Source organism: Anaerobacillus sp. QJM3NY_32 (assembly GCF_056173645.1).
The window spans coordinates 978,491-1,001,803 of the sequence record NZ_CM149684.1 but is presented as its reverse complement, the minus strand read 5'-3'; the positions used below and the strand labels follow the sequence as shown (position 1 = coordinate 1,001,803).

The 23,313-nt window shown below is 39.4% G+C and carries 28 protein-coding genes and 1 riboswitch; of the genes, 11 read left to right on the top strand and 17 right to left on the bottom strand.

Annotation, left to right across the window (positions count from 1 at the left end):
* Window positions 1–295 precede the first annotated feature (295 nt).
* Window positions 296–1,618, top strand: coding sequence for a type I glutamate--ammonia ligase (glnA, locus tag AC0VYH_RS05400; RefSeq protein WP_475373408.1), 1,323 nt, complete (start codon window positions 296–298; stop codon window positions 1,616–1,618).
* Window positions 1,619–1,682: 64 nt separating this feature from the next.
* Here the strand turns inward: glnA and AC0VYH_RS05395 are convergent, their stop codons facing one another.
* On the bottom strand, window positions 1,683–1,853 hold the full coding sequence (locus tag AC0VYH_RS05395; protein WP_194220555.1) for an aspartyl-phosphate phosphatase Spo0E family protein: 171 nt from the start codon (window positions 1,851–1,853) through the stop codon (window positions 1,683–1,685).
* Window positions 1,854–2,053: 200 nt separating this feature from the next.
* A riboswitch (purine riboswitch) is annotated at window positions 2,054–2,154 on the top strand.
* A gap of 66 nt (window positions 2,155–2,220) precedes the next feature.
* Between AC0VYH_RS05395 and AC0VYH_RS05390 the strand changes: the two genes are divergently transcribed.
* The gene (locus tag AC0VYH_RS05390) at window positions 2,221–3,513 is read left to right on the top strand and encodes an NCS2 family permease (RefSeq protein WP_475373407.1); all 1,293 of its coding nucleotides are present in this window, start codon (window positions 2,221–2,223) and stop codon (window positions 3,511–3,513) included.
* A 146-nt stretch (window positions 3,514–3,659) separates the two neighbouring features.
* Complete coding sequence (locus AC0VYH_RS05385; RefSeq protein WP_194220553.1) at window positions 3,660–4,088, top strand: hypothetical protein; 429 nt, start codon at window positions 3,660–3,662, stop codon at window positions 4,086–4,088.
* A gap of 54 nt (window positions 4,089–4,142) precedes the next feature.
* Here the strand turns inward: AC0VYH_RS05385 and AC0VYH_RS05380 are convergent, their stop codons facing one another.
* On the bottom strand, window positions 4,143–4,676 hold the full coding sequence (locus tag AC0VYH_RS05380) for a flavodoxin family protein (protein WP_475373406.1): 534 nt from the start codon (window positions 4,674–4,676) through the stop codon (window positions 4,143–4,145).
* Between the two features lie 117 nt (window positions 4,677–4,793).
* Between AC0VYH_RS05380 and AC0VYH_RS05375 the strand changes: the two genes are divergently transcribed.
* Window positions 4,794–5,669 (top strand): LysR family transcriptional regulator, encoded by an 876-nt coding sequence (locus tag AC0VYH_RS05375; protein WP_475373405.1) that lies wholly within the window; start codon window positions 4,794–4,796, stop codon window positions 5,667–5,669.
* A gap of 45 nt (window positions 5,670–5,714) precedes the next feature.
* Here the strand turns inward: AC0VYH_RS05375 and AC0VYH_RS05370 are convergent, their stop codons facing one another.
* From AC0VYH_RS05370 to AC0VYH_RS05355, 4 genes are all read right to left on the bottom strand, one after another.
* Complete coding sequence (locus AC0VYH_RS05370; RefSeq protein WP_427392234.1) at window positions 5,715–5,960, bottom strand: hypothetical protein; 246 nt, start codon at window positions 5,958–5,960, stop codon at window positions 5,715–5,717.
* Complete coding sequence (locus AC0VYH_RS05365; RefSeq protein WP_475366780.1) at window positions 5,957–6,148, bottom strand: hypothetical protein; 192 nt, start codon at window positions 6,146–6,148, stop codon at window positions 5,957–5,959. Before AC0VYH_RS05365 ends, AC0VYH_RS05370 begins: the two co-directional genes overlap by 4 nt.
* Window positions 6,145–6,423, bottom strand: coding sequence for a hypothetical protein (locus tag AC0VYH_RS05360; RefSeq protein WP_430245714.1), 279 nt, complete (start codon window positions 6,421–6,423; stop codon window positions 6,145–6,147). Before AC0VYH_RS05360 ends, AC0VYH_RS05365 begins: the two co-directional genes overlap by 4 nt.
* Window positions 6,424–6,532: 109 nt before the next feature.
* Window positions 6,533–6,820, bottom strand: a complete 288-nt coding sequence (locus AC0VYH_RS05355; RefSeq protein ID WP_430245713.1) for a DUF3784 domain-containing protein — start codon at window positions 6,818–6,820, stop codon at window positions 6,533–6,535.
* A 243-nt stretch (window positions 6,821–7,063) separates the two neighbouring features.
* Here AC0VYH_RS05355 and AC0VYH_RS05350 point away from each other — a divergent pair, with 243 nt between their 5' ends.
* A complete protein-coding gene (locus tag AC0VYH_RS05350) occupies window positions 7,064–8,023 on the top strand; it encodes a sodium:calcium antiporter (protein WP_430245711.1) in 960 nt (319 codons plus the stop codon).
* 52 nt (window positions 8,024–8,075) lie between these two features.
* Here the strand turns inward: AC0VYH_RS05350 and AC0VYH_RS05345 are convergent, their stop codons facing one another.
* A complete protein-coding gene (locus tag AC0VYH_RS05345; RefSeq protein WP_475373404.1) occupies window positions 8,076–8,855 on the bottom strand; it encodes an SDR family oxidoreductase in 780 nt (259 codons plus the stop codon).
* A gap of 930 nt (window positions 8,856–9,785) precedes the next feature.
* Here AC0VYH_RS05345 and AC0VYH_RS05340 point away from each other — a divergent pair.
* Complete coding sequence (locus AC0VYH_RS05340) at window positions 9,786–10,625, top strand: STAS domain-containing protein (RefSeq protein ID WP_475366778.1); 840 nt, start codon at window positions 9,786–9,788, stop codon at window positions 10,623–10,625.
* A 64-nt stretch (window positions 10,626–10,689) separates the two neighbouring features.
* Here the strand turns inward: AC0VYH_RS05340 and AC0VYH_RS05335 are convergent, their stop codons facing one another.
* From AC0VYH_RS05335 to AC0VYH_RS05315, 5 genes are all read right to left on the bottom strand, one after another.
* The gene (locus AC0VYH_RS05335) at window positions 10,690–11,256 is read right to left on the bottom strand and encodes a TetR/AcrR family transcriptional regulator (RefSeq protein ID WP_475368558.1); all 567 of its coding nucleotides are present in this window, start codon (window positions 11,254–11,256) and stop codon (window positions 10,690–10,692) included.
* Window positions 11,257–11,964, bottom strand: coding sequence for an MBL fold metallo-hydrolase (locus tag AC0VYH_RS05330; protein WP_430245703.1), 708 nt, complete (start codon window positions 11,962–11,964; stop codon window positions 11,257–11,259).
* Between the two features lie 129 nt (window positions 11,965–12,093).
* A complete protein-coding gene (locus AC0VYH_RS05325; protein ID WP_475368557.1) occupies window positions 12,094–12,942 on the bottom strand; it encodes a MerR family transcriptional regulator in 849 nt (282 codons plus the stop codon).
* 193 nt (window positions 12,943–13,135) lie between these two features.
* Window positions 13,136–13,342: a hypothetical protein gene (locus tag AC0VYH_RS05320; protein WP_371018103.1), complete on the bottom strand. Its 207-nt coding sequence runs from the start codon at window positions 13,340–13,342 to the stop codon at window positions 13,136–13,138.
* A gap of 41 nt (window positions 13,343–13,383) precedes the next feature.
* Window positions 13,384–13,587, bottom strand: coding sequence for a PspC domain-containing protein (locus AC0VYH_RS05315; RefSeq protein WP_430245699.1), 204 nt, complete (start codon window positions 13,585–13,587; stop codon window positions 13,384–13,386).
* A 176-nt stretch (window positions 13,588–13,763) separates the two neighbouring features.
* Here AC0VYH_RS05315 and AC0VYH_RS05310 point away from each other — a divergent pair, with 176 nt between their 5' ends.
* Entirely contained in the window at window positions 13,764–14,597 is an 834-nt protein-coding gene (locus AC0VYH_RS05310) for a DUF2935 domain-containing protein (RefSeq protein ID WP_475368556.1), read from the top strand.
* Window positions 14,598–14,618: 21 nt separating this feature from the next.
* Here the strand turns inward: AC0VYH_RS05310 and AC0VYH_RS05305 are convergent, their stop codons facing one another.
* The 3 genes from AC0VYH_RS05305 to AC0VYH_RS05295 form a co-directional block, all read right to left on the bottom strand.
* Window positions 14,619–15,914 carry an ATP-binding protein gene (locus AC0VYH_RS05305; protein WP_475366773.1) on the bottom strand — a complete coding sequence of 432 codons (1,296 nt, stop codon included), beginning with the start codon at window positions 15,912–15,914 and terminating at the stop codon, window positions 14,619–14,621.
* A 99-nt stretch (window positions 15,915–16,013) separates the two neighbouring features.
* Window positions 16,014–16,535: a GNAT family N-acetyltransferase gene (locus AC0VYH_RS05300; RefSeq protein ID WP_475373403.1), complete on the bottom strand. Its 522-nt coding sequence runs from the start codon at window positions 16,533–16,535 to the stop codon at window positions 16,014–16,016.
* Between the two features lie 143 nt (window positions 16,536–16,678).
* Complete coding sequence (locus AC0VYH_RS05295) at window positions 16,679–16,879, bottom strand: hypothetical protein (RefSeq protein WP_475366772.1); 201 nt, start codon at window positions 16,877–16,879, stop codon at window positions 16,679–16,681.
* 480 nt (window positions 16,880–17,359) lie between these two features.
* Here AC0VYH_RS05295 and AC0VYH_RS05290 point away from each other — a divergent pair, with 480 nt between their 5' ends.
* Window positions 17,360–18,559 (top strand): cytochrome P450 family protein, encoded by a 1,200-nt coding sequence (locus AC0VYH_RS05290; RefSeq protein WP_475373402.1) that lies wholly within the window; start codon window positions 17,360–17,362, stop codon window positions 18,557–18,559.
* Between the two features lie 64 nt (window positions 18,560–18,623).
* Here the strand turns inward: AC0VYH_RS05290 and AC0VYH_RS05285 are convergent, their stop codons facing one another.
* Window positions 18,624–19,073: a CBO0543 family protein gene (locus AC0VYH_RS05285; protein ID WP_475366770.1), complete on the bottom strand. Its 450-nt coding sequence runs from the start codon at window positions 19,071–19,073 to the stop codon at window positions 18,624–18,626.
* 203 nt (window positions 19,074–19,276) lie between these two features.
* Between AC0VYH_RS05285 and AC0VYH_RS05280 the strand changes: the two genes are divergently transcribed.
* The gene (locus AC0VYH_RS05280; protein WP_475369042.1) at window positions 19,277–19,723 is read left to right on the top strand and encodes a GNAT family N-acetyltransferase; all 447 of its coding nucleotides are present in this window, start codon (window positions 19,277–19,279) and stop codon (window positions 19,721–19,723) included.
* A gap of 81 nt (window positions 19,724–19,804) precedes the next feature.
* The gene (locus tag AC0VYH_RS05275; RefSeq protein ID WP_475373778.1) at window positions 19,805–20,530 is read left to right on the top strand and encodes a Bax inhibitor-1/YccA family protein; all 726 of its coding nucleotides are present in this window, start codon (window positions 19,805–19,807) and stop codon (window positions 20,528–20,530) included.
* Window positions 20,531–20,757: 227 nt separating this feature from the next.
* On the opposite strand, the gene AC0VYH_RS05270 is transcribed toward AC0VYH_RS05275, so the two are convergent.
* A complete protein-coding gene (locus AC0VYH_RS05270) occupies window positions 20,758–21,204 on the bottom strand; it encodes a DUF4385 domain-containing protein (RefSeq protein ID WP_475373401.1) in 447 nt (148 codons plus the stop codon).
* A 219-nt stretch (window positions 21,205–21,423) separates the two neighbouring features.
* Between AC0VYH_RS05270 and AC0VYH_RS05265 the strand changes: the two genes are divergently transcribed.
* Window positions 21,424–23,235, top strand: coding sequence for an LTA synthase family protein (locus AC0VYH_RS05265; protein WP_475373400.1), 1,812 nt, complete (start codon window positions 21,424–21,426; stop codon window positions 23,233–23,235).
* Window positions 23,236–23,313 lie beyond the last annotated feature (78 nt).

The following is a 23,313-nucleotide window of genomic DNA, read 5'->3' as shown; positions in this document are numbered from 1 at the left end:
TCATTTAGAATGATAACACTTCTCAATACATGTGTCTAGATATCAACGAACAATTTTAATTCTTCAAAATGTCTTCATAGAAGGTTTTGTATGCGCTTTCTGTCTCTTTATGAAATTTTTGTGAGAAAAAAAGTGGTTTATCCCCTCTTATCTAAGGTTATTATTACTGACATATTCAAATAAATTGTTGTGTTTTAACTTTTATGTTAGGAATCCTTACATAAAAACACAATTATCTGTAAATATCATTAGAATGGACACTAACAAAAAAATTAAAGGTGAGGTTATTTAATCCATGACACTAACAAAGAATAGTATTCAACAGGACATCATGAAGGAAGCAAAAGAAAAGAAAGTCGAATTTATTCGTCTTGAATTTACGGACATGCTTGGTGAAACAAAAAACGTTGAACTTCCAATTGAAGAACTGGAAAGCGTTATGAATAATGAAGCAATGTTTGACAGCTCTTCCATTGCAGGTTTTTCTGATATTCAGGAAAGTGATATGTATCTCTTCCCTGACCTTGAAACATTCAAAGTCCTACCGGACGCTGTTGATCAGGATTGTATCGCTCGCTTTATCTGTGATATTCATACACCAGACGGCGAACCTTTCGAAGGGGATCCACGCTACATTTTGAAAAGAGCGATGAAGGAAGCTGAGGATATGGGTTATACAGTAAACGTTGGCCCTGAACCAGAATTTTTCCTTTTCAAGCTAGATAAAGACGGTTATCCAATTCGTAAGATGAATGACCGCGCAGGTTATTTTGATGCTTCACCAAAAGATAAAGGTGACCAGGTACGTCGTGACATCGTCCGTACACTTAAGAAATTTGGATTTGAAATGGAAGCTTCCCACCACGAAGTAGCTCAGGGACAGCATGAAATCAACTTCCGTTTCGATAGCGTCATTAAAGCAGCTGATAACATCCAGACGTTCAAAAACGTTGTAAAAGACGTTGCGACAAGTCACGATTATCATGCTACTTTCATGCCGAAGCCAATCGCAGGTCAGAACGGCTCTGGTATGCACTGTCACCTTTCCCTCTTCACTGAAGGCGAAAGCGCATTTTATGATGAGAACGATCCAGAGGGCATTTCTAAAACAATGAAGCAATTTATGGCTGGTATTCTTTCACATGCAAATGGTCTTGCTGCCATTACGAACCCGAACGTTAACTCATACAAGCGTCTCGTTCCTGGTTATGAAGCACCAGTAAGTGTGGCATGGTCTCACTCTAACCGAAGCTGTATGATTCGCGTACCAACAACTCGTGGCATGGGTACTCGTTTTGAAATTCGTAACCCAGATCCAACAGCTAACCCTTACCTAACGCTAGCTGCTGTTATCCATGCTGGACTTGAAGGTATTCGTCATGATCTTGATGCTGGCGCACCAGAAACGCGTAACCTGTATGAAGTAAGCACAGATGACGTTCCAACACTTCCAACTAACTTGAAAGAAGCAATCAAGTCACTTCGTGAAGATAAGGTAGTTATGGAAGCATTAGGAGATCATACTTCAAAAGTATATATTGAAGAGAAACAAAAAGAGTGGATCGAATACTCCCTTAACGTAAGTCAGTGGGAAGTTGACCGCTACATGAATAAGTAATAAGTAAACAAAAAACAAGCTACCTCTCGATGAGGTAGCTTGTTTTTTGTTATATGATGTAAGCTTAATGGTTGCGTGTGTATTTTTTCAGCTTTTGATACTTCACTATTTTCTCATCTAATCGTTTACTTAAGAGAAGTATTTTCCCACTTGAATAATCGTCAGCTTCTTGTCCTAGATCATAAAGCACCATTCGCAGCGTATGAATTTCATCTTCAAGGCTTTGTAGCAACATAGCGCTCTCCCTTATCATTTGTCTTTTTATTACATTACCACAAAAAAAGCTTGACTGTTTCATATTCTTACAAATTACATAATTTTTAACATTTCGCTAATCATTAACACATTTGTAATACAAGTGTGAAAACATTGAATACTGGAACATTCATTAAAATGATTGACCCTCCTTTTTTTCATTGTTATGATTCTCGTTATAAATTTCATCTAAATAAACCTTGTATAAGTTCAGGAATACGGCCTGAACGTTTCTACCAGCTACCGAAAATGGCTTGTCTACAAGGAATAATGAATACATTCATATTCCTTGTGATTTGACTCTGGTTGCTGGCCAGAGTTTTTTTTATTGATCAGGAGGGTCCATCATGAAAAACTTCTTCCAGTTCACTGAGCGGGAAACGAATTACCGAAAAGAAACGTTAGCTGGGGTTACAACGTTTCTATCCATGGCATATATATTAGTTGTTAACCCCATTATCCTTAGTGAAGCAGGCATTGATAAAGGCGCACTCTTCACAGCAACTGCTCTATCTGCAATCGTCGGGTCCTTACTAATTGGCCTACTCGCAAACTTCCCTGTCGGCATTGCTCCGAGTATGGGATTAAACTCTTTCTTCACCTTCTCCGTTGTAATTGGGATGGGAATTGATTGGGAAATTGCACTCACAGGCGTCTTTATAGCCGGGATTATCTTTATGATTCTTAGCTTACTTAAAATACGAGAGAAAATTATTAACGTCATACCAAAAGACTTAAAGCACGCCATTGCAGCTGGAATTGGTTTCTTTATCGCTTTTGTTGGACTTAAGAATGCAGGAATCGTCGTTGGAAACGAAGAAACGTTTATTTCGATCGGACAGCTTACAAATCCTACGACGGCTTTAGCTGCTTTTGGGTTTGTTATTACCTTAATGATGTTAATACGCGGCATTCGCGGTGGTATCTTCTATGGTATTGTCATCACCACGATTATTGGAATGATCATTGGTCTTGTCCAAGTACCAGGGTCGGTTGTTGGACAGGTACCAAGTCTTGAACCAACTTTCGGTGTTGTCTTTCAACATTTAGGAGATATTTTCTCGCCTGAAATTCTAGCAGTTATTTTCACATTCTTATTCGTGGCCTTCTTCGACACGGCGGGTGCTCTTATCGCCGTGGCAAGTCAGGCCGGACTTATGAAAAATAACGAAATTCCGAATGCGGGACGCGCGCTACTTGCTGATTCTACATCTGGAGTTGTTGGAGCGATCTTCGGTACATCAACGACTGCCTCATTCGTAGAATCATCTGCTGGCGTTGCCGTTGGTGGCCGAACTGGATTCACATCTGTCGTTATTGCGATTTGCTTCTTCATTGCTCTCTTCTTCTCACCCATTCTTGGCGTGATAACACCTGAAGTAACGGCCCCAGCCTTAATTATCGTTGGTGCCCTTATGGCAACAGAAGTGAAGCAAATTGATTGGAGCAGATTAGAAGTAGTGATCCCTGCTTTTGTCACCATCATCATGATGCCACTCACGTTTAGCGTGGCAACAGGGATCGCCCTCGGTTTCATTCTTTATCCATTTGCAATGATCGCGAAAAAAGAATGGAAGCAGGTTCATCCGATCATGTATACACTCGGTGCTTTGTTCATTCTTTACTTTATCTTTCTATAACGTTACAAAGGGACATTTCAGCTGAAATGTCCCTTTTTTTAATCCACACTGTTTCAACTTGAAAAAATAGTGGTAGTATTGCGGTGGATAGTTTAAAATAAGGCATTAACGAGAAAAGCTTTACAAAAAAGGTAGTGATTAAAAACATGCTATATATATGGGATATTGAAGAATTGGTTAAAGACACATTGGCATTTCACCAATTACCAATCAACTATGAATTTAACAATGAGCTAAACGCTCCTATGAGCTATAACGTATCGACGAATACAATTAAGTTTAACTACTTACAATTGAATGGCTATCAAGCCAAAGTAAATTTCAAACTAAAAGAAACCGAAGAAAATATCGCGAAAATCCTTTTATATCATGAGATCGGGTACTACTTAGATTTTAAGAAGCACAGACATGACCTCAGGATTTTAATGTATGAGGAAGAAGAGGAGCAGCAAAAGTTTCTTGCTGAAATCGAACGAAATGCCTGGGATTTTGGGCGGAAATTGGTTCCTGATGACCTAGTCGAGTCGTACGATAAATTAAGGGAACTCGATCAGCAGTTTCAAAACGGACAATAAAAAAACACGGAAAAGGACGAGATCTCAGTGATCTCGTCCTTTTCCATGCTTTCTCTAAAACTCACTTCTCCACTTCGCTATCTTATCCAGCGCTAACTGATCTTCCTTTACTTCCCCCGGCTTCACACCGCTACCGATGACGTAATCGACGAACTCCATTTTCACGAACTCAAAGATATAGTTAAATTGCTGAATAAGAGGAAGTCCTTTCATTTTCGCACTGCTTCCGCCTGTTACGATCACATATGCTTTTTTCTTTGTTAGCTCTTCTTTTAAATTTAATTGTTCATCACGTAAATATTGCGACCAGCGATCAAAGAAATTCTTCATTGGACCGCTCATCCCATACCAGTATAGAGGTGTTGAGAAAACGAGAACATCATGCGTTAACACTAGTTCAAGCAACTCCTCATAATCATCCTCTACTGGTGAGAACCCTTCTTCTGAATGTCTCTCATCGACAATGGAATTGATGTGTTTATCTGCAAGAGAAACGATCGTATGGTTCGTACCTTCGAGCATTCTTTTTGTTAGGTACTCTGAGTTACCATTTTCACGAGTACTCCCTAATAGTGCCAAAACCTTCATACTACACTCTCCTTTTACAGTGAAGCGTCTATTCATTAGAAGTATATCATTGCAACAAACATCAACGTTATCTATAATAATTGATACTAACTATCGAAATTATTAATGGAGGGTTTGATGGATTTAAATTACTTTTATACTTTTAATGAAGTCGTTCGATCAGGAAGCTACACACAAACAGCAGAAGAACTCGGTTATGCTCAGTCCAGTGTAACGACGCAAATCAAGAAGCTTGAAGACTTTTATCACGTGAAATTGTTTGAGCGTGTTGGAAGGAAAATGAGATTAACGCCATCAGGAGAACAGCTTCATGATTACGTGAAGGAAATCATCAAGCTTGCAGATGAAGCAGAAGCTCATCTTCGAACGGATGCCAATTTAAAAGGGACCATTCGCATTGGAACTGGCGAAACACTTGCGGCGTATTATATTACGCCTTATATTAAAGCGCTCAAAGAAAAGCATCCTGAATTACGCATCCGACTTGAATCGGGTCAGTGTCAAAATTTAATTGGTGGCACAGTAGATGGCACGTACGATATCACTATTTTGTTAGACCAATTACAACATCATCCTGATCTAAAAACGATCCCCATTCGTCAGGAAGAAATGGTCATAATTGCCCCTCCCCAACATCACTTCACAAAACTTGATGGATTGAATTTAAAGAAATTAGAGGAGGAAACGCTCATTCTGACCGAAGAAGGCTGCGCCTATCGAGTTCTTCTAGAAAAATGGCTAAAAGATGCAAACGTACAAGCGAAGTCGATCATTTCATTCAGTAGTCTTGAAGCCATTAAGCAATGTGTCGCGGATCAACTCGGAATTGCGCTTCTACCAAGAATAGCGGTTGAACGAGAAATTCAAAATGGGCTTGTTGCCGTTCTTCCATTTCATTCGAATGACATCACTCTCTACACGCAGATTGTATACAAAAAACGAAAATGGATTTCACCACCGCTGCAACAATTTATCGATCTGATGGAGAAGTAGACAACAACAGAATCCATTAGGGACTCTGTTGACCTATTGCGCTTGTTAGCTATTCATTAATTGAACAATTCCAGCTACTACTGAAAAAAGACTAAGTCCTATGAAAATCAGCGTCACTCTTCGCTGCTTTTTCTTTGTTTCTTCTATATAAAAGAAACAAAGAGATGCGAATACGGTGATGCTGATGACTAATCGAAACAGGTTTTCGTTCCCACCAGAAAAACCGAGCCAAGCGATGCTGCTAGCAGCGCCAATGATAACAACCAACAAGAAAACTCTTAGCAACTTCATTCTTTGTCCTCCCCACTACGACTTCTCCCCTTACACTGTAGTAGTATGAACGTTCCACCAACAGCCATAGAGATCATTACTTCAATGGCAATACCATCGGAAGGTTTATGTATGTAGTAAATGGATAGCAAACTCATCATCGTAATGCACATAAGTAATGCTGTAAATAGTATAGCCTTCCCCTTCATACGTTCTCCCTTCTTTCATGTGCTTTTGGCATCTGCATCTCTTTTACAAAGTAAGCTCCTATTAATAGAAAAAGCATTGATCCTAGTAAACTATATAATCCGAGGAAACCAAACCAGTAGCCTAAAGGATTGAGCGCAGCACTGATCAAGAAACAACTCGGGGAAATAGCTGATTTAAAGCCCGTTAAACCCATCCGTTTTCTTCTCGTTACTTGTACATAGATCCCTATTAAAAAAACGATTGAGAAAATAATCGTTACGATTACTTCGATCATCTCTCTACCTCCTCTCTCAATAAATCGCTTTCTTCTTTTACGACTGAGATGAGAAAGAAGTTTCATTCATTTTTTTGGAGAAGAGGGAAGTTCCATTCTCTATTAACCGCTATTTCTCAACTAATTTTTGATTGATATACACAGAAACGATCAGTAATAAACTAATCATAGCAAAGGCAAGAACCCATTGATCATATGGATAAGCAATGAAACTATGAAGAATAAGTATCACCCCTAAAGGGAGTAAAAATCCCCCGCCAACCACCCTTCCTAACCTAGCTTTATCACGAATCGCTTTTTCATTAAATCCAGCTAATAACCACGTTTGTTTCATTACGCCTACCAAATAAGAAACAATCAGAATTAAAATACCAATCACTAACAAATTTAGATTCACCCTAACTGCCTCCCTTCTTTTACTATTAAACTCACACAATGTTCAATCCTTCTCGTTGACTTTAAATTTAAACCGAGCTATAGTTAAAGTAACAAGGGGAGTAGCGACCGGTAACGGCTGATGAATCATCAATACGGTATTACGATACCTGGTTCATCGGGCTAAGCTATTTAGTACGCAAGACCTTGGTACAATTTTGTTGTGCCAGGGTTTTTTGTATGCGCTGGCGGAGAGGAGTTACACATGATCATTCTTATCTTTCTTCTTGCAGCTGCCGTAGTTGTCGGTGCCGCTATTTACCTGAATCAGTTCGGTGATGTTATTAGTAAGAAGTCTTCATTAAGTGGAGCTGTTGTAGGGACATTTTTAATTGCGGGAGCCACGTCACTTCCAGAATTAACAACAAGTTTAACAGCTGTGTATATCGATAATCCTGATATCGCAGTCGGTAACATGCTTGGAAGTAACGTTTTTAACCTTTTAATTTTAGCTGTAGTAGACTTAATTTATAGACGACGAAGATTGTTTCAGAAGGTAAACACGAAGGCAAATGTCCCATCTGCCCTCGTCGGTCTCCTTTTCCTCGTCATTTTAATCGTCTCTCTGTTAATTCCAGGAACGATTTCCATATTTGGTGTCGGGGTTGAAATGATTGTCATTGTATTATTGTATGTCTTATCAATGAGATACATTTCAAGCGACGATGGGGAGCAAGATGACGTCCCTACAAAAGATTACTCTCTTCGCACTGCCGTCATTGGCTTTATCGTCGCAGCACTCATTGTATTCGTATCAGGAAGTATTTTATCGATTGCTGGAGACAGACTAGCTGAGGCAACGGGTATGAATGCAAGCTTTGTCGGTAGCTTTCTCATTGCTGCTTCAACCTCTTTACCAGAACTTGTCACAGTGCTTGCTGCTTTCAAACTAGCAAACTACAATATGGCGATTGGCTCGATTCTTGGAAGCAATCTCTTTAACATTCAGCTATTAGCCCTGACTGATGTTCTCTATCGAAAAGGACCGATTCTAGCTGCAGTTGATCTGTCTCACATCTTCATTGCAGGACTTGGTTTGTTAATGACGATCGTGATTATGTACTTGCTTCTACGTCCACAAACACTCCGAAGTCAGTGGCGCTATGCTGCTCCTTCGCTTGTAATGGCGTTATTATATGTTGTTGTATCCTATGTATTGTTCTAATGAAAAGCGTGCTGACTTGTTGTCAGCACGCTTTTTGATAATCTCAAAAACGTTAGTCTCGAAAGCCGCCATCTGAATGAATAATTTGTCCTGTAATCCACCTTGCTTCATGACTCGCTAGAAAACCAACCAGTCTCGCCGCATCATCAGGCGTGCCGATACGTCCTGTCGGAAACTTCGGCTTTAGAAAAGTTTGGAGTTCATCATCCATCCACCCTGAATCAGTTGGTCCAGGATCAATGGCATTAACCGTGATGTTGTAAGGAGCAAGCTCAGTTGAGAGCGATGTCGTGAAAGCTGAGATCGCTCCTTTTGTCGTAATATAGGCAAGATTACCAGGCTGTGGGCTTTTGTCCTGCCCAGAAACAAAGTTAATGATTCTGCCTTCCGCTTGTTGCTTCTTTAACTGCTTCGCAAAAGTAACAGCCAGCATGCACGTTCCTCTTACGTTAACAGCACAGTGCTGATCAATGATTTCCGCTGATAATTCATCATGATCCACTTCTACACAATGGGTCGCATTGTTCACTAGAATCGCTAGCTCTCCGGTCATTTTCTTCACTTGTGCTATAAGGTCCTCTGATGCATTAGGCTCACTTAAATCCAGTTCCATTTCTTCAGCTATAACGCCCATTTCCTGCAGCTCTTTTTTAAAGATGACTGGGAACGTCTCGGTAGCATCCTTATAACCTGTGCTAACGTCATACTTCAAATAATGAGTAAAGAAAATATCATGGCCCTTCCTAGCAAGCTCACGACATATGCTAGCACCAATCCCGTTCGGACGGCTAACGCCTGTAACAATGGCAATGCGATTCCTTTGGTTATTCATTTAATTTCCTCCTTATGAGGAACACCTGACCAATGTGAAAGGAGATGATTCGAAAAAGGACAGCAGCCTAAGGCCCTGTCCTGATCATTTATCAATCATGAACGCGGTGTCCCCTGTATAGGTTCCATTGACATACCTATCCCTACTTAAATAGGATTATCAATAAATCTAAACCATTACAGGATTTGTCCACACATGTTCATGATCCCCTCTCCATACATCTCCGCATTCACTATATCAAATAGTTGTTAGTAATTTCAAGAAAATTCCGTAAAATAAACTCTCTATTAAACATAAATCGCACATTATATATCTCGAATTCAAGAATTTAGAGTTTGAAATAATTGTTGCAGTGGAATTACAAAATTATGACTATTATTTTAAGGAGCTAAAACATGCAGAGCCAAAATCAACTCATTCAAAAGCTTATTTCCAAAGACAGAAGTTCATTGAATGAATTGTATGATACATATATTCACCACGTCTCTCGCATCCTATGCAATAGTGACACTCCTCGATCTGATCACGAAGAAATAATCACGAAGCTTTTCACTCAGATTTGGACCTCGCCTAGACTACTTAGTAATGAAAAACACCTCTCCATAGCCATAACCAAACTTTGCCTCAAGCTTACCAATACTCATCGTTCTAGCGTCTCATAATTCAACAATTACTATTAAATAAAAACAGAGCTTCATCAAAAGGTACTCCTTTTATGTTCTATTATAAGAGAGTATCTTTCTATTTCCTGAGACAATCTAAGAAATAGTTTAAACTAGATAAGTAAATCCAATCGTTGATTAGGTGAAAGCTTGGTATAATGAATACAAAGAAGGAAATTTCTCATTTTGCTACAGATAGAGTGAGCACAACGACTTTACCTTCCAAATAATCGAAATAATTATAAAGGATCGAGAGGAGCACTTATTCATGCAAAGAAACAAAGAACTTTATCAATTTTTATTAAATAAAGCAGAACAATTAACAGAAGATTGGTATGCATCACTTGATAAAAGTGGAACTGGTGTTTATTCTTCTACTGATCCAGAAGTCATTAAAGGACTTAAAGCTCAGAATTTTGAATTCCACCTACATTTGTGCAAAATCTTCATTATGAAGAAAGACGAATTCTTTGAGGAATTCGAAGACTGGGTACGAGAAATTGGACGTGATCCTGAACATTTGAACACTCCCACTCATCTGATTATGAGGGAATTTCTGCGCGTACGCGAGCAATATATGGACTTCATTGATCTGTATATAAAAGAAGCAGAAGATCTTGTCTCACAGAAAAGTATTGATATCTGGAAGTATGCTGTGATTGAAGCCATTGATGTGCTCATGACCCGCGTCGTTGAAGAAAAATCAAATCATTTGAACGCCCGTATTGAAGAACAACAACAAACGATTAATGAACTAAGCTCCCCCTTGATTGACCTGCCTAACGGAAAAGCTCTCCTGCCGCTAGTCGGTGACATTGACTCCGATCGAGCATCGGCCATTTTCGAGAACACGCTTGAAGGGTGTACAAGTAAACGAGTCGATCACCTTTTCATAGACTTATCTGGCGTGTATCTCGTCGATACACGGGTAGCTCAACAAATTTTCCAGCTGATTACTGGGCTTAAATTAATTGGTGTTACTGCTACACTATCTGGTATTCGTCCCGAAATTGCTCAAACAGCCGTTCAACTAGGCATCGACTTCGGTGAAATTCGCATCACTTCAAACCTGGCGCAGGCCATTTCAGCTGAGGCAACACCTTCTTAAAACAATTAAATCATACTAAAAAGGAGAAAGCCGCCTCACGGTCTTCTCCTTTTATGATGCTTTCTCATTCTATTGTTCTCTGATTTACTAATCCACTCAAATAGGTCTCAACAATTATCCGGTAAGATTCTTCCAACGCAATGGGTCGCTGAAAACCGCCTTTACGATACAAATCAACCATGCCATGTAGAAAGCTCCGAAGCCCTCGGACGATATGGATTCTTTCCATTTCTGACAAGTGATATGGCTCAAACGCCTCCATCGTTAAGGTGACAATCGCTTCTCCAGCTTCTTGGACATCAGACTGAAGAGGATTCGCCGCCATTAACGTAGCTTCATACAAACCTGGGTGCTGAAGTGCAAAGGTTATGTACGCCTCTGTTAAGGCTAGAATGGTTTCTCTCCCTTCCGTCTGGTGTTCAGTCTTCTCTGACAACCAATTGAAGAACTGGTTCAACGCTGAAACAGCCATACCATTTTTGATGTCATCCAAGCCATCGAAATGGTTATAAAGTGAAGGAGGTTTTATCGATAGACGACGGGCAATGGTTGCCATCGTTACCTTTGAATAATTTTCTCGCTCTGCAATGGCGAGTGCTTCTTGAATCACGATATCCTTTGTGATTTTCACTTATCCCTTCACCCGCTTTTTTGCTTGAAGGATAGCGTTTTTCAACGCTTCTGGTTCATATAGAAAATCTCCATGCCCCACACCAATAACGGATGGGTTAAACGAAGCTAGCTTTTCCACTGTGGCAATCGCACGCTCCTTGTCCCACGTAGCCAGAGCAGGAAATGGAAACCGCCAGCGCAAATCACCAGCTATCGCTATGCCTCCCTTCGTTTGGAGCGCATCTGCGGCTATTAGTATTTGATTTCGTTTATCTATAAAAGCCATCATGCCAGGCGTGTGTCCCGGAGCCTCAATCGCGATCAGTGAGCCAACCATATCTCCTTCTTTAAGAAGAACATCTGGCTGCGTCTTACTGTTTCTAGGTACGCCACCCTTCACTGGAAGATCTCCTTCACCAGGCTCGAGTGATGAATCACCGTTTAACAATTTTAACTCTCTTTGAGGAAGAAGAATTTCCGCATGAGGAAGACTTGCCTTTAACCCATCAAGTGCTCCCATATGATCCGTATGTGCATGTGTAATAATGATGCGGTTGATCGGCTTCCCAATTTGAGCGGCCGCCTTTAGAATAGCGTTTTTACTAAAAGAAAGGGCTGCATCGATTAACGTTAAGCTCTCCTCTTCTTCAACGAAATAACAATTAACAGGGAACCAATTGGCCATGAAAGAAAGCTGATAGACGGTTTGTTCCTTTATTATTCTCATGTCTTATTCTCCCCCTTAAACTAATGGTGTTAGTTTAAGTATAACTAACACCATTAGTTATACAAGCTATATTTTCCGAACATATATATTAAGGATAGGTGGACAAAAGAAAAAAATAAGAGGTGTCTTCTATTTTAGGAAGGACTTCTTCTCTCCTACAGCTCGTACTTTTATTTGAATCTCTCGCAAACGTTCATTCTCTTTATGTGAGATAAACGAGTCAACAATTTGTCGAATGAAAAAAGGTCCATCTGGCTCATAACCCTGTTCAGATACGAAGTTCAATAGGGTATGATAATAAGCATTATCTTTCTCTCTCCCTTCTCTCATATAAACACTCGCATACTCCCCCTCTTCAAGTGTCATAATCTTTTGTTGATCTATTTCACTATCATCTTCAATTAAAATAAACAATCCGTCATACTCCATCGTTTCTCGTGTTTTCATATGATCCACTGATAGAATAAACCCTACTTTCCCAACCATAATCGGAGTAACATGATCAATTTCCTTCTTTAAACCGCGTAGCACGCTTTCAATATCATCTAGCGTATGGAACTGCCCCTGAATGGCTAATAGATAGCGATGAGGGAGTGTACGAATTTGCGGTTCACCAATGAAATGAATATCCCTCGATTGCTTTAAATCCAATATCTTCGTTTTCAAATGCTTCTTCATCTTTACTAATTCATTGATTTTCTCATCGTTAATTCGTTCATATTCAGATAGTATTTCAATAAATTCATCAACGGTGCTATGCTCTACTTTTTTCTTTATTTCTTTTAACGGAATGCCCATCTTTTTCAAATACCAAATCATGTCCAATTTTTTAAATTGTTCTAAACAATAATAGCGATAACCTGTCTGATTATCGACTTGAAATGGCTTGAAAAGCCCAATTTCATCGTAATATCTAAGTGTTTTTACAGGAATATCATGGAGTTTTGACATCTGGCCAATTGTAAACTTATGATCCATGCTCCATTCCCTCCTAATCGTCAACGTGTTGTGATGAATTAAATGAACCAGAATTAGTTATCATTCATTCTCTTCATTATGTTCATTTCACAAGCAATCTTCAACTTAAAAAAGGCTTAGCATAATCGCTAAGCCCTTTTTCTTATCTTACACAATGAAGGAAATATGATCGTTATTACAAAACCAATTTTCCTTATTGCTGATTTGTATAGCTTTCCTTCAAAGCCATCTTCAGCTGCATACTATTTGTAAGAACCCCGAGGAACCCCATCACTGCAAAAATCACAGAAAGAAAGATTGAGACTAAGTCGATCCATCCAAACAAGGAAAAGAGTCCAGAACAGAATATCAAGAAAGAACTAATCATCCCCACGATGTAATAAAAACCGTTTTTCTTCATTTAAACCTCCAACAGCAATACTAACGTAAGCATCCTTCTTGTTAATCTTTAAACTTAACATCCTGATCTGAAGGGAGCATAAGAGCAGCTCCAAAGTAAACTAGTACAAAGATTCCAGATGTTAAGAGCGTTAGTGCGATGTAAGCAATCCTTAATATATTAGCGTCTACATTCATAACCTCACTTAATCCGCCTAAAACACCCGCTAATTTTTTATTCGTCGTTGATTTGTAGATTTTCTTCATACGGCACTCTCCATTCATTTTGTTTCTTACTATTCTTTACGTATTCAAAGCGAATTAGTTTCAATTACAACAAAATCATTCGTTAAATGATGAATCAGAAAGAGCGTTCATTGGTATAACCTGAGCTATGCTTCATACTTTAAACTAAAAGACTACGCCCAAAGGAGGCACCCCACTTGGTCCAGACACCACTTACTCCATGGCAAGAACATCATTTCTGGATTGAAATTCTTGCTGATCACGCGATCTTTGTACGTGATTACTTATCACCGTCGGAACATAAATTTGTGAATGAAGCGAATCAGTTTGCTATGGCCTTCGAAGAGCTTCGCGAGCAACTCACACCTCTTAAGCGTGACGAACCTGCAAGCTCTGACGCTATGATTTCCTTTTCACGTAAAGCTTATCACCTGGCAAGGGCCTATTTCAATTTCGAAGGCACGATACAACGGCTTAGAATTCGGAACGAAATCAACATTAACCTAAGTCCATCTTACTTTAATGGAACGCTAGATGAGAATGAAGAATATTTGCGTCTGCTTACTTTCTACATCGAAGGAAAGGTGCCGCCCCCTCTTTCTCTTCTCGACTTAATGGACTTATGGTTAACTGATCAAGTTGGCCACGCCTCGCTATTAATTGATATTCTCGATCCGATTGAAGTCGAATTCATCACGAAAGCCCAAACTATTCAAAACCAATTTCGTGTGTATATCTCAAAAAACAGAGCCATGCGCGGTTTTCTTCGATTTACACCAACTGGCTTTCGAGCTCAGCAACGATTTGCAGATGAAGTCGCTCATTCGATTCAAGATTTAAACGCTCTTGTTGAAGAAGTGATGTCTCTTTATAAAATCGATGAAGTTCTAAACAATACGACATTACGATTTCTTGAACATCATTTTCCTGAAAGCTGTTATTTCCTAGCTCATCTTAGCCACTATGCTCCATCGATTCCAGCGCCTTCTTGTTCATTAACGAAACCTTCCTATTTGCCACCAAAAGAATGAAGACTCATCAATTATGCCCCTTCATTTTTCTATTTTAAAAAGAAGGATAACGGTTGTCCCTTTATTAGGGGAGCTTTCATAAATGATCTCCCCGTTCATGGCCTTCATAATGCTATGCGAGACCATCATCCCTAACCCTGTCCCTTTTTCTTTAGTAGTGAAAAAAGGCTCCCCCATTCTTACTACCTGCTCTTCCGACATACCAATGCCAGTGTCAGATATGCTAACTTTTAATTCAAAACCTTTATGTAAAGCATCAACAGTTAATTCTCCTCCATCCGGCATCGCTTCAATGGCATTTTTTAAAATATTTAGCAGACACTGCTGAAATTTACGCTTTTCTGATTGAATATAAGTGGGGGATATATCAATTTTTGAATTAATGGTCACATCCGACATTGTAGCAAGAGGCTGAATGACGCTAAGGCTTTGCTCAAGTTCACTTTTTACATTTATTTTCTCTACCTTTTCTGGAAAAGGTTTGGCGAAGGTTAAATAATCATTAATAATTTCTGTTGCTCGATCAAGCTCATCAATAGCAAGCTCCATGTACCCCTTCGTTTTCTTATCTTCTAAGTCACTGTTGATCATTTGGAGAAAACCGCGACTAACGGTTAAGGGGTTGCGCACTTCGTGTGAGATGCTTGCGGCAAGGTGACTCGCCACCTCTAACTTCTGGCTTTCCATTACCGAATGAAGCAATTTAAATTGGTTCATAAATACTTCATAAATAAGCGTTGCTAGAACGACACCAGTTAAACTAACGAAATTGAATAATATCCAAGTTTCTATGTTTATTTGCGACTCAAAAAAAACAAGCGACACTCCAGTTGAAATACTCCCAAGACAGGCATCTAACCCAGCAGCAACCGCTAACTTCCATTTGAGGTCCAATTTAAGAAAGTGTTTTGATACTAGTGAAGTGAATATCGCAACGAGTGAAAATGAAAGCAATGTAGGATAAAAACCGCTACCTCCAAGCATAAAACGATAGCTTAATAAAACGAATAAATAGATAAGCGACACCCATTTCCCGCCATACAAAGCACCAAGAATAAAAGGGATCCTTCTAAAATCTAATATAAAATTTTCGTTAATCACAATGGGATACATCATACAGAGAATAACGGAAAGGAGGGGAAATATCGCAAGCAACCAACCTGATGATCGTTTTAAAAAGGAAGTTTGCTTCAGTAGATAAAGAATCTGAATAATACTTAACGGTGCAAAAACGAGTAATAAGTTTAGTAGGAAGCTCTTTGCAGTTAGGATCATCGTCATTGCCACCACTTTTCTAATGATTAGTAAGGTTGTCATAGTAAATATTCTTTATCTTTCCTTCTAATTCCTCTTTACAAAATGTGTAATCTTATTCTTTTCTATTGATAATGAAGCATTTTCTTTGTTATAGATGACTCACCTTACTTCCACTTTCGGAATACAGGCATATAGATCAAGCTTTTTATCCCATTTACGAATCGTTTTCTCATAGGACATCCCAATCCGTTTCGCCACTTTGATAGAAGCTTTGTTCTCAGGATCAATTAATGAAATTAGCTTCGAAAGACCTATTTGCTCAAAACCATATTTCTTACAAGCCATCGCGGCTTCCGTTGCATAACCATTTCCCCAATTCCTTCTAGCAAAAAGATAACCGATCTCAACTTCAACACAGCCGTCCATTTTTTGAAGTACAAGCCCACATTGCCCAAGAAAACAACCACTTCTTTTCTCTTCAACGATCCACATGCCAAAACCATAAACACTGTATTGATGCAGCGTCCATTCCACCCATTTCATCGTATCTTCTCTACTTTTACATGCAGGATAGTACCTCATTGCTTCCTTATCAGAAAAAATCTCTAAAAGGTAATCAACATCCTTCTCCCTCATTTTTCTTAAGATCAGTCGATTCGTGGAAAGAACTTGTGCTGTCATATAACTCACCTCTATGGCAGTAAAAAAGTTACAATCAAAACTTGATTGTAACTCTTTTTATCATTATCTTATACTGTGATGAAATAAAACATTCATTCCCATAATAGGAGGACGCTCATTCTCTTCCTCATCCTGATCGTTTGTTAAAGAGCTTCCTCGTGCCGATTTTGCTGATCAAGATCCCCAAACTCCATCGCCTCCAATATGGCCTCTTCTGAAAAGCCGGTTAATATGGAGATTTGTCTTATGTCACATGTCTTTTTCTGATGCTGCCTAATGAATTGAATGGCTACCATTGCTTGATACATAATCTTTGTATACTTGCTTAATAGCTGTTGACTCATCGAGCTTCGGCCACTTCCTCTCTTGGATGAGAGAAGAGAGGAGCATCACTCCCTTATCCTTTAACCTACCACTCTTACGCCTTTGTTCCAATAAGAAAAACTGAATTTTTACAATTTTTGATTAGAAACTTTTGTAGTCGACATAATAATTGGTTTTCTTTAGGTTTACTTCCTTTTATAGGTTCATTTTGAAAGGAAATGAGCAATCCTACAAATGTTTCTTTTTCCATAGTTCTCAATTCAAATCTAATGGTCATTGTTTCACAATATAGGTGAATTGTAAGACTGGTTTTATCCCTCAACCAGTTCCTGGTTCTACTTGTTCCTAATTCGCCATAATGAAAACGTCTTCTCTATGAAATCTGAGGATCGTGTGACACTTCTTACTGTTTATTGAGAATTCTTAGTTTTTCATCTATACTAACCATATTGACTGACCAGTCAGTCTAATGGTTTAACACAATAAAGGAGGAACATTGTATGCAATCCGTTGAATCTGTCTATCAATCCAACTTTAAAAAAGGGGCATATGCTTTCTACGAAAACTTGCGCCAAAATGAGCCGATTACGTCCATTGGAAACTCCAATGGTAACAATACGTGGATCGTCACATCTTATAATGATGTTCTTGAGCTGCTAAAACGTCCTTCCTTTATTAAAGACCAATCAAAACTCTTCTCAAAAAGCGCTCGTATGGAAGACGAGCCAATGGAAACGAAGATTTTTCATCATATGATGCTAGATGTTGATCCACCCGATCACACGCGGTTACGTAAACTTGTTCAGCCTGGTTTTAACCCTAAAGCGATTAAACAACTAGCCCCCCGTATAGAAGCCATTGCTGATCAATTAATTGAAGAAATGAAGCAAAAGAATGATATCGTGGACCTAATTGATGATTTTGCTTTTCCTCTACCAATTATCGTCATCTCTGAATTGCTTGGTGTACCAACAGAAGATCGAGATAAGTTCAGAAAATGGTCCAACTCCATCGTCTCCGCTTCCGACAATATGGAAGGCGAATTCATGAAGGATGTTCAGGAGTTTACCGAATATCTTACAATTCTCTTTAACAAAAGAAAAGCTGATCCACAAGATGACTTGATTTCAAACCTTATTAAACATGAAGAAGATGGAGAAAAGTTAAGTTCGGATGAGCTCTATTCAATGGTTTTTCTACTCATTATTGCCGGTCATGAAACGACTGTTAACTTAATTGGCAACGGGATGCTCGCTCTCTTCGAACATCCAGATCAGCTTGAACTGTTGCAAAGTGACTTTTCTTTAACAGAGAGCGCCATTGAAGAAGCGCTTCGTTATTATAGTCCCGTCGATTTCTCGACCGCTCGCTGGGCAGAAGAAGATTTTGAATTCAAAGGCGTTCCATTAAAAAAAGGAGATATGATCCTCGCCTCCATCTCATCTGCTAACCGCGATGAGAAGAAATTCGACAATCCGAATAAGTTTGATATTACGCGTAAACCAAATCATCACATTGCATTTGGCTATGGCATCCACTTCTGCCTTGGTGCTCCACTAGCAAGGTTAGAAGGAAAGATTGCTTATCAAAAATTACTTTCTGCTTTCCCTTCGATTCAATTAGCAGGAGCGCCTGAGGATGCAAAATGGCGCAATATGTTCTTATTACGTGGACTAGAAGAACTTAAAGTTCAGCTCTAATTGTTGTAACCTCTAGCTTAAATCAAAAACCCCTCCTATTTTGTAGGAAGGGCTTTTGGTTTCATTATATCGGCACGTGCCTTTTTAATAATAAAAAGTATCCATAGCATACGAGATAGGCAAGCAAGTATGAAACATATGTCCAGTAGATCGTCCACCCATTAGAATAGTGAACGAGATTGATCCATACGCCAATCCCCTCAATGATCGTGGTGATCAGAGAAAAAAGTAGGATAATGACGAGAGGATGAAAGGAAGTTCGTTTAATAGTTAGAAACAAAAAGCCTGCTAGAATCGGATAAACACCAAAATACATCGGCATCGCTGCAATGGTTTCCATTTCATATTCAGGGTCAATGCGCCAGAAATCAAAATGTATTCCAAGCACATCAAAAATAATCGCTACAAAGGCTGCAAAAGGGGCAATCAGAAGAAAAAGCGTAAAATCTTTTCTCACAAGATAAATTCCAGCGATCCAGGGAATTACAAACGCAGCAACAATGTTAAATAGCATTTTCGATCACTCCTCATATAAGGAATGCACGAAACTGCTTAGATTTATACATATTCTTATAGTTTGCTCTACCCGGTTCAAATCATCGATCGGTTTGAGCAAAAATCAAGAAATCAACATATCGTCTTCATTTACAGATATCGTAGAAAATGATTATACTCAATCTATACAATAGGTTGGAATGAGGAGGCTATTAACGAATGATTGCAGTAAGAATAGAAACAGAAGAAGCATTAAAGGAAGCCTTTAAGATACGTAAAGAAGTTTTTATCGACGAACAAGGAACGCCAGAGGATGAAGAGTATGACGAATTTGATTCACTCGATACAGCCGAACATATTCTCGTTCTTGATGAAGAAAAAGCAGTGGGCACGGCTAGATGGCGCATCGTTGACGGCGTGGGGAAATTTGAACGTATTTGTATTTTACAGTCACACCGCAAGCTTGGGATTGGTAATTTAATCCTACATAAACTTGAAGAACTTGCCATCAAGAAAAGCATTACGAATGTAAAGCTACATGGCCAGGTACAGGCAGAGGGCTTTTATCATAAGCTTGGTTACGAAACAAAGTCAGATGTTTTTATGGAAGATGGCATCCCTCACATTCTCATGAGGAAAATACTACCTGAAACTTTCTCAGCTCTTTAATCGTAAGTTAGATTAGAATTAAAATTGGGAACATATCTATTAGAATGAATCTACTCTTACGAAAAGGATGAAGTATACATGATGCGAAGCGGAAATCCCGTTTTAAAAAATAATACCTTTAACAAAACACGTGATCAAGGTGAAGCGATGACAATTGGAGGAACGGTAGCGAAGACTTTCTTCTTATTCCTCTTTTTACTCGGTTCATCCATCTATACCTGGTACCGCTATGCTCAAGGAGAAGATGTGTATACAATGATGGTCATTGGTGCGATCGGTGGACTGATCTTTGCACTAATTACAGCATTCTTTCATCGTGCCGCACCGATCACTGGTCCAATCTACGCCACGCTTGAAGGGTTTGCGATTGGTGGTTTATCCGCGATTCTTGAAGCCAGATATCCCGGAATCGTTATTCAAGCCGCAGCTTTAACTTTCTCAGTCATGGGCGTTCTGCTTTTCCTTTATGCTGCTCGCATTATAAAGGTTACAAAGAACTTCCGGTTAATGATCGTATCCGCAACGCTCGCGATCTTTGTTGTATATATGATTGACCTTGGACTGAATCTCTTCTTAAACGCCAACGTTCCTTATTTACACTCAAACGGCGTCGTTGGAATTGGCATTAGTTTATTCATTGTTGCCATCGCTGCGCTCAACCTCGTAATTGATTTTGATTTTATCGAAAACGGCGCAAACCGCGGTGCACCAAAGCACCTGGAATGGTATGGCGCATTCGGGCTAATGGTTACGCTCGTATGGTTATATATTGAGATTCTTCATTTACTACAGAAATTAAGACGATAACGACCAAAAAGCCACGTCCTGAGGACGTGGCTTTCTTATTATCATTGCATTCAGCAATTACCTCTATCAATACTTAATAAGTAGAGAGATCATAATAAAGCACCCTATTAGTGGAGATTTCCGCGAAAATCAAATTTATTCCGCGCTTTTCTCATTAATTCCGCGAATTACACCGGTTTTTCCGCGATATTTAAATTAATTCCGCGAAACCACTGTAATCGCTCGGATCAGCCGTACTTCTTCTGATGCTCCTTCTTCTTCTCTAAATAAGCTTCATCTGTACGGACAACCTTCCACTTCTCTTCAAAAATCCTCGCTGATTCGGCTTTTTCCTCATCAATATCCCGCTCGTTCACCTCACCTTCGCTGTCGTATTTCTTGCCGCCTTTATAATTCGCATAGCGACGAGCTCTTGTATAGCCCATCTGAATAAATTTGCGCGCCATATCCATCCCTACGAAATCATCATTTTCCTGGTAGTCTCGAAACATTTGATAGATTTTTTCAGAAGACTTCTTCGCAATATCAGGCGTTTTAAAGCGCCAGTGTGGAAGGATCTCACTTTTATAAGGTTCTATCATCAGAACCCCCTGTTCACCGCGTCCAACGCGGTATTTTTCAGGCTGCTCTCGAAAATTAATATTGTCAAAATCAAGATCATAGTCAAATGCCATCGGTACCACTCCTTTTTGAAGGGTATTCCCAGTATGAGGCAGAGGGTAAACAAGCCAGGGCATATTAAAGCTCTACATTCAGATTCAAAATCTCCTCAAAAGACGCATGCTCCTTACACTCGATGGAAAAAATACACTTATAGCACATTCTAACGTTCCTCCTCATGCATTTTTGGGTAAAGATTAGTCGACAATGATGACAGACGTTAGGAGGATCCCATGATATTTTTCGGCTATGCTTTCTATTTATTTCTCGCCGTTCTAAAATTTGTACTATTTAGCTTCTATACAAATACAGCTTTTCCATTGGATTTTCTCCTTATGAATCTTGCCGGCATGTTACTTTTATCTAGCTGGACACTTCTGATTCAATGGAAGAAACGCCGATGGATATGGCTGACACTGTTGTTTTTACATAGTCTTCTTCTTATATCTGATCTCTGGTACTACCGATACTTTGAAGATATGCTGTCCGTCTCACTCTTTTCACAAATGCTTCAAATGAGTGATGTCGGCGGTGGTTTTATGGCGCTGATTCGCTTTCAAGACTTTTTCCTTTTCGCTGATGTTGTGATCTTTCTATTGGTACTCTTTTTCACGAGAAAGAAACCATTTGAAGTAACGAAGAAAAAACGAAGAGTAACAGCAAGTGCCACATTTCTAATCGGAGTCGTTCTGTTTGCGACACCGTTAATTTTTAGCGCTGTTAAAGAAGATCAGTCGCCAAATCAATCCGTCTCAGATATGCGGGACTACTATCACCTTGGTTTCTGGGGCTATCACGGTGTTGATCTTTGGAGAGGTGTAATGGCGGTGCTTAACTCTGAAGAGGATCTAACCGCAACGCAACAAAGAATGTTAGAGAAAAACGCTGCAGAAAACAAAGATGGTTCCGTTAAGAAACCTAATATCATTATGATTCAACTAGAATCCTTTCAAGGTTCTCTTATTGGGCAGAAAATCAACGGGAAAGAACTGACCCCCAACTTAAATCAGCTAAAAGAAGAAACGCTGTACTTCTCTTCGTTTTATCACCAAACACACGAGGGAAGGACATCTGATGCTGAATTTATAACAAATACGTCCCTCTACCCCTTGAAATCGGGATCCGTTTATACACGTTTTCCGGAAAATGAATTTGGATCATTACCGGAGCTACTGAAAGAAAATGGCTATGACACAGCAGCCATGCATGCGTATGACAAAGGATTTTGGAATCGCGACAAAGTGTATGAGAATATCGGATTTAATCAATTCTTCAGCAACAAAGATTACCCTGATCAGAAAAAAATCGGCATGGCTTTAAATGATAAAAACTTTCTCACGACCTCTATTGAACATATGGAAACGTTAAAAGAACCATACTTTGCGTTCATGGTGGCATTAACGAGCCACACGCCATATGAAATTCCGGAAGAAGAAAGAGAGTTGGATTTATCGGGATATGAGGATCCGATGTTAAAACGGTACTATCAAACTGTTTATTATGTCGATCAGGCCGTTGGGTTAATGGTTGATGAGTTAAAGCAGAAAGGGATGTGGGAAGACTCCCTCGTGATCTTCTATGGTGACCATGATAGCGGACTGACGAACGAAGGCAGCGAGATGAGAAAGGAAGCCAATGTTGAAAGCGCCGTAGACGCTTTTGAACTCGATCGTCAAGTACCCCTTTTCATTAAGAAACCGAATGAAGGTAGTGGCCAGGTGATCAAAGAAAACGGCGGGCAAATCGATATCGCCCCAACAATTGTCGACATGTTAAATATGGAAATGCCGTATATGATGGGAAATTCTCTTCTTGATGATCAGCCCAACCTCACTGCATTTCGAGATGGGTCTTTCCGATATCGTGATTATTATTACGAAGCTAATTTAACCAAAGATGCTGGAAACGGAACGTGCTATAACGTTTCTACGGAAGAAAAAGTATCGCTTAGGAAATGTGATGATCAAATTGAAAAGGTAACAGAGCAACTCCGCCTTTCTGATAATATTATTGAAAAGAATGGTCTTGAAAAAGATAATGAGTAGAAACGAAAGAATGGACGGTTCAGACACTTAAAGGTCTGGATCGTTTTTTTGTGGAACGTTGTTATAGTACCTTTGACA

Excerpts from the sequence above, each read along its gene's own strand:
- glnA (WP_475373408.1), top strand. The coding sequence starts at position 296 with ATGACACTAACAAAGAATAGTATTCAACAGGACATCATGAAGGAAGCA.
- AC0VYH_RS05395 (WP_194220555.1), bottom strand. The coding sequence starts at position 1,853 with ATGTTGCTACAAAGCCTTGAAGATGAAATTCATACGCTGCGAATGGTG.
- AC0VYH_RS05390 (WP_475373407.1), top strand. The coding sequence starts at position 2,221 with ATGAAAAACTTCTTCCAGTTCACTGAGCGGGAAACGAATTACCGAAAA.
- AC0VYH_RS05385 (WP_194220553.1), top strand. The coding sequence starts at position 3,660 with ATGCTATATATATGGGATATTGAAGAATTGGTTAAAGACACATTGGCA.
- AC0VYH_RS05380 (WP_475373406.1), bottom strand. The coding sequence starts at position 4,676 with ATGAAGGTTTTGGCACTATTAGGGAGTACTCGTGAAAATGGTAACTCA.
- AC0VYH_RS05375 (WP_475373405.1), top strand. The coding sequence starts at position 4,794 with ATGGATTTAAATTACTTTTATACTTTTAATGAAGTCGTTCGATCAGGA.
- AC0VYH_RS05370 (WP_427392234.1), bottom strand. The coding sequence starts at position 5,960 with ATGAAGTTGCTAAGAGTTTTCTTGTTGGTTGTTATCATTGGCGCTGCT.
- AC0VYH_RS05365 (WP_475366780.1), bottom strand. The coding sequence starts at position 6,148 with ATGAAGGGGAAGGCTATACTATTTACAGCATTACTTATGTGCATTACG.
- AC0VYH_RS05360 (WP_430245714.1), bottom strand. The coding sequence starts at position 6,423 with ATGATCGAAGTAATCGTAACGATTATTTTCTCAATCGTTTTTTTAATA.
- AC0VYH_RS05350 (WP_430245711.1), top strand. The coding sequence starts at position 7,064 with ATGATCATTCTTATCTTTCTTCTTGCAGCTGCCGTAGTTGTCGGTGCC.
- AC0VYH_RS05345 (WP_475373404.1), bottom strand. The coding sequence starts at position 8,855 with ATGAATAACCAAAGGAATCGCATTGCCATTGTTACAGGCGTTAGCCGT.
- AC0VYH_RS05340 (WP_475366778.1), top strand. The coding sequence starts at position 9,786 with ATGCAAAGAAACAAAGAACTTTATCAATTTTTATTAAATAAAGCAGAA.
- AC0VYH_RS05330 (WP_430245703.1), bottom strand. The coding sequence starts at position 11,964 with ATGAGAATAATAAAGGAACAAACCGTCTATCAGCTTTCTTTCATGGCC.
- AC0VYH_RS05325 (WP_475368557.1), bottom strand. The coding sequence starts at position 12,942 with ATGGATCATAAGTTTACAATTGGCCAGATGTCAAAACTCCATGATATT.
- AC0VYH_RS05320 (WP_371018103.1), bottom strand. The coding sequence starts at position 13,342 with ATGAAGAAAAACGGTTTTTATTACATCGTGGGGATGATTAGTTCTTTC.
- AC0VYH_RS05315 (WP_430245699.1), bottom strand. The coding sequence starts at position 13,587 with ATGAAGAAAATCTACAAATCAACGACGAATAAAAAATTAGCGGGTGTT.
- AC0VYH_RS05305 (WP_475366773.1), bottom strand. The coding sequence starts at position 15,914 with ATGACAACCTTACTAATCATTAGAAAAGTGGTGGCAATGACGATGATC.
- AC0VYH_RS05300 (WP_475373403.1), bottom strand. The coding sequence starts at position 16,535 with ATGACAGCACAAGTTCTTTCCACGAATCGACTGATCTTAAGAAAAATG.
- AC0VYH_RS05295 (WP_475366772.1), bottom strand. The coding sequence starts at position 16,879 with ATGAGTCAACAGCTATTAAGCAAGTATACAAAGATTATGTATCAAGCA.
- AC0VYH_RS05290 (WP_475373402.1), top strand. The coding sequence starts at position 17,360 with ATGCAATCCGTTGAATCTGTCTATCAATCCAACTTTAAAAAAGGGGCA.
- AC0VYH_RS05285 (WP_475366770.1), bottom strand. The coding sequence starts at position 19,073 with ATGCTATTTAACATTGTTGCTGCGTTTGTAATTCCCTGGATCGCTGGA.
- AC0VYH_RS05275 (WP_475373778.1), top strand. The coding sequence starts at position 19,805 with ATGCGAAGCGGAAATCCCGTTTTAAAAAATAATACCTTTAACAAAACA.
- AC0VYH_RS05270 (WP_475373401.1), bottom strand. The coding sequence starts at position 21,204 with ATGGCATTTGACTATGATCTTGATTTTGACAATATTAATTTTCGAGAG.
- AC0VYH_RS05265 (WP_475373400.1), top strand. The coding sequence starts at position 21,424 with ATGATATTTTTCGGCTATGCTTTCTATTTATTTCTCGCCGTTCTAAAA.